Source organism: Mesorhizobium sp. M1A.F.Ca.IN.020.06.1.1, from assembly GCF_004023265.1.
Taxonomy (GTDB): Bacteria; Pseudomonadota; Alphaproteobacteria; order Rhizobiales; family Rhizobiaceae; genus Mesorhizobium.
Map to the genome: position 1 here is coordinate 1 of NZ_RZSR01000648.1, position 3,518 is coordinate 3,518.

Sequence of the window (3,518 nt, forward strand, 5' to 3'; positions counted from 1 at the left end):
CGATCATGCCGTTGCCGCGCTTGACCTTATCGAGATTGGCGTCGCTGGCCTCGCCGAACAAAGTCTCGGCGGTGAAGCGGCCGTCCTCGTCGGTGAGGAACTGGTCTTCGATCGGAATGTCGGCGCTTTCCTCGACCTGGCTCGCCAGGCCGACGGCCAGCACCTGCAAGCCGTCCGGCGCGCCGCTCTCTTCAGTCGGGTACGGCAGGCCGCCGCGTATTTCGAAATCGAGCCCGTCGACCTCATAGCCATAGACATGGCTATCGGCGCCAAGCAGGTCGCCATAATAGATGCCGGTGCCGGCGAAGGCCCAGTGCTCGGGGCGGTAGACCGGGAAGCCGCGCACACCGCGCGGCGCGCAGCCGCCCCAGCCGGCATAGACGCCACGCGTCGCGTTGAGGCCGAAGGTAGCGCTGCCCGGACGGCCGATCTCCGGCGCTTCCCAGGAATTGGTGGCGCGGGTGATGTCGCCGCCGCGATAGGCCGGGTCTTCGGCCCGCGCCCGGTATTTGTAGCAAACCTGGCGTCGGCCCTCGTCCTCCAGCCTGGTCTGCCACATGAAATTGCCGGCGAAGCGCGCCGCGTGGCCGCCGCGCTCGACATAAGCGTCCACCGCGTCGCGCATCTCCCAGGTCCAGTATTCGTCGTGGCCGACGAAGACGACGCAATCATAGCCGTCGAGGATTTCCGGCGAGAAGTGCAGCTCGTGCTGGCTGGCGAGGTCGACCTGATATCCGGCGCGTTCGGCAAAGCCGAAGAAATGGCTGTCGTAGCTGGCCCAGCCGGAAGACGCGTATTTCTTCGAATGTCCCGTGGCAAAGGCCCATTCCATATGCGGATAACGCGGCACGGTCTTCGGCGGCATCGCGACTTCCAGCGGCACGCGCGGTGCATCCTTGGGCAGCACGACGAAGCCGCGGCACCAAGGGCGTTGCGTGGAGACCATCGTGGCATATCGGTCGCGGTTCGGGCCGGTGATGCCCTGATAGTGGTTGGAGCCGCCCCAGGTGTTATAGGCGAGCCAGGTGCCGGTCGCGGCGATCTGCAGCAGGCGACCAGGCTTGCGGCCGGGCAGGGGCGCGACGATGAAGAGGTGGTGGCTCTCGATCGGCGTGCCGTCCGGCCCTTCAGCCGAAAGCCTGACACGGTAAGCTCCCGACGGCCAGTCATCGCCGATGCGGAATTCGAACGAGGCTTCCCAGCCGCAGCCGTCGACCGAACATTGCTCGGGCGTTTCCTGCCAGCGCGCCGACAGTCCCGACCCATCGAAGACCTTGGTTTCATCGCCGCCGTCGCGGACGATGACAATCCTGAATTGCGGGGCCGTCGAGCTGACGAAAAGCGTCACCGTCTCGCCCGGACGATAGGAAAAGCGGTCGCTGTAGCACCAGATCTCGCCGCTCGAGCGATCCATGCCGGGCCACTCGTAATAATGCCCGCGCACCGCCTCCCGGCGCTGCTCGGGCGTCAGTCCGAAATCGGGAAAGTCGGCGGGCCGTTGCGTCATGGAAAAACCGAAACCAAGAGGTCGCCATTGAGACCGTAGGACGGCCAAGCGTCAAATGGAAACGATCGGGCCAGCAGGCGCTTGGCCTTATCCGGCAAACGGCTTATTTGATCTTCAGGCGATGTTTGAACGCCGGGAGCCAAGATGCTGCGCGTGCAAAGGGTCAAGGTCGACGACATCTATGTGCCGATGGCGAGGCGCAAGACGCTGCATCCGGAGACGGTGCGCCATCTTGCCGAGGATATCCTCGAGAACGGCATGAAGACCCCGATCCAGGTGCGCCACGACGGCAAGCGCCATGTCCTGATCGAGGGGCTGCACCGGCTGGAAGCCGCCAAATGGCTCGGCGAAACCGAGATCGACGCCTATCTCGTCCAGGCGCGCCGCCACTGACGCCATTCCCTATCGGTTGCCGTGTCGGCCCCTGCATCACCGTGAGCGATCGCGTCCTATCAATGCTTTTTAATTGACGCTGCGATGTTCGCCGCTACCGTGCCGGCCTTCCTGTCAATCGGGTACTTGGAAATGGCGAAATACCAGGGCGGATGCCTGTGCGGCGCAGTGCGCTATCGCGCCGAGGCCGAACCAATCAACGAGCGCGTCTGCCATTGCCGGCTGTGCCAGAAGGCGATCGGCGCCGCCTTCAATGCGCGGCTCCTGTTTCGCATCGATGATGTCACGATCGAGGGGCCGGTGGCGACGGTCAATTCCTCGCCGGACCTCAAGCGTGGCTTCTGCCCGGCTTGCGGCACGACGATGTTTTCGCGACGTGACTCCAGGGGCATTCTCGGCGTCACATCCGGCTCGCTCGACGATCCGTCCGCGTTCAAGCCCGACATGCATTTCTGGACCGCTTCGAAGCAGCCTTGGGTGCGGCTGGATGACGGCCTGCCGCAATATGAGGGGGCACCGCCGGCATAGAGTTTTCCGTTCTCCCACAACGATGGGAGAAGGAAGAATGCCTGCACAAAAATTTCATCTTCGATTCACGAGATAGCCGGCAAAGCGTCATTGGCGGGCCATCATTGGCTGCCTATCTAAAGCGCCACGCGGGAAGGCATCGAGGAGGCGACGGATGAGCGAGAGCAGCAACCCCCTGGACGAGCTTTTGAACGACCCGATGATCCAACTCGTGATGGAGCGAGACCGCGTGCGCCCGGCCGAGCTTCGCCTGCTCTTGGAAAAGGCTCGCGCCAGGGCTGCCGACGATTCCCGCTTCGACCAGCCGGTGCTGCCGCCGGCGCATATCGTGGCCAGAAGCTGCCTGAAGCAATGGCTGTACCGCTAAAGCGCGTCGCGCCGAACTGACGCGCTTTAGGTCTTTCCGATCAGCTCGAATGCGCCGGCAAATAGCTGTAATGACTGCGGAGATAGGCAATTTTGAAGCCGAGCCGGGCGTAGTTGCGGTAGGCCGGACCGTCGCGTTCGGGGCGCGGCGCCTCGATGTCGGCGACGAACAGTCTTGCGCCGGCGGCTATGCCGTCGCGGACCAGCCTTTCGCCAAGCATGGCGTCGAGGTCGAAGCTCGGCGCCATGATGCCAGGCACCGGGGCGTCGATCCCGCTCCAGGCGGCGCCATCCGAGATGAACATTGAACGCACGGCAGCCACGGCGCCATCGCGTTTCAGCATGTAGTGACGCCAACCCTCGCGGCCGACCAGCGCGATGAGCCAGGGCGAGGTGGGCAGCCTGTACTTCGCATCGATGAAGGAGGCCCATTCGGGAGCGGTCTTGGACGTAACCTCTTCGACCGACAGATCGTCTGCCGGGAACAGCGGCTCGGCAGGCAGCGGCGTTGCGACGCGAAAAATTCGTTCCCAGCCGCTCTGATGCTGGAGCCCGCGCGCTTCCAGCCAGCAGCGCAGCCGGGAAGGCTCGGTGTGCGGGCTTGTGCAGAACCACGGCCGCAAGATGCCGGCAGCGCGGTAATGCGCCAGCAGCGAATCGAGCTGATCTTCCGTGGCCGGGCCGTCGACGCCGATGTTCTTCACGCAGTTGAAATGGATGAACG

5 protein-coding genes are annotated in these 3,518 nt (G+C 64.1%); 3 read left to right on the forward strand and 2 right to left on the reverse strand.

What is annotated here, in order from left to right; all coding sequences use genetic code 11:
* Nucleotides 1-1,507: N,N-dimethylformamidase beta subunit family domain-containing protein (locus EOA60_RS24215; RefSeq protein ID WP_128312008.1), on the reverse strand; the 1,507-nt coding region annotated here is incomplete at its 3' end.
* Nucleotides 1,508-1,651: 144 nt separating this feature from the next.
* On the opposite strand from EOA60_RS24215, the gene EOA60_RS24220 reads away from it, so the two are divergent.
* The 3 genes from EOA60_RS24220 to EOA60_RS24230 all read left to right on the forward strand — a co-directional run bounded on the left by EOA60_RS24220 (nucleotide 1,652) and on the right by EOA60_RS24230 (nucleotide 2,795).
* Nucleotides 1,652-1,900: a ParB N-terminal domain-containing protein gene (locus EOA60_RS24220; RefSeq protein ID WP_095800826.1), complete on the forward strand. Its 249-nt coding sequence runs from the start codon at nucleotides 1,652-1,654 to the stop codon at nucleotides 1,898-1,900.
* A gap of 132 nt (nucleotides 1,901-2,032) precedes the next feature.
* Complete coding sequence (locus EOA60_RS24225) at nucleotides 2,033-2,428, forward strand: GFA family protein (RefSeq protein WP_067328478.1); 396 nt, start codon at nucleotides 2,033-2,035, stop codon at nucleotides 2,426-2,428.
* Between the two features lie 154 nt (nucleotides 2,429-2,582).
* On the forward strand, nucleotides 2,583-2,795 hold the full coding sequence (locus EOA60_RS24230) for a hypothetical protein (protein WP_095825289.1): 213 nt from the start codon (nucleotides 2,583-2,585) through the stop codon (nucleotides 2,793-2,795).
* Nucleotides 2,796-2,835: 40 nt separating this feature from the next.
* On the opposite strand, the gene EOA60_RS24235 is transcribed toward EOA60_RS24230, so the two are convergent.
* Nucleotides 2,836-3,518, reverse strand: a 683-nt coding sequence (locus EOA60_RS24235) for a hypothetical protein (RefSeq protein WP_128312011.1), incomplete at its 5' end; no start/stop codon positions are given.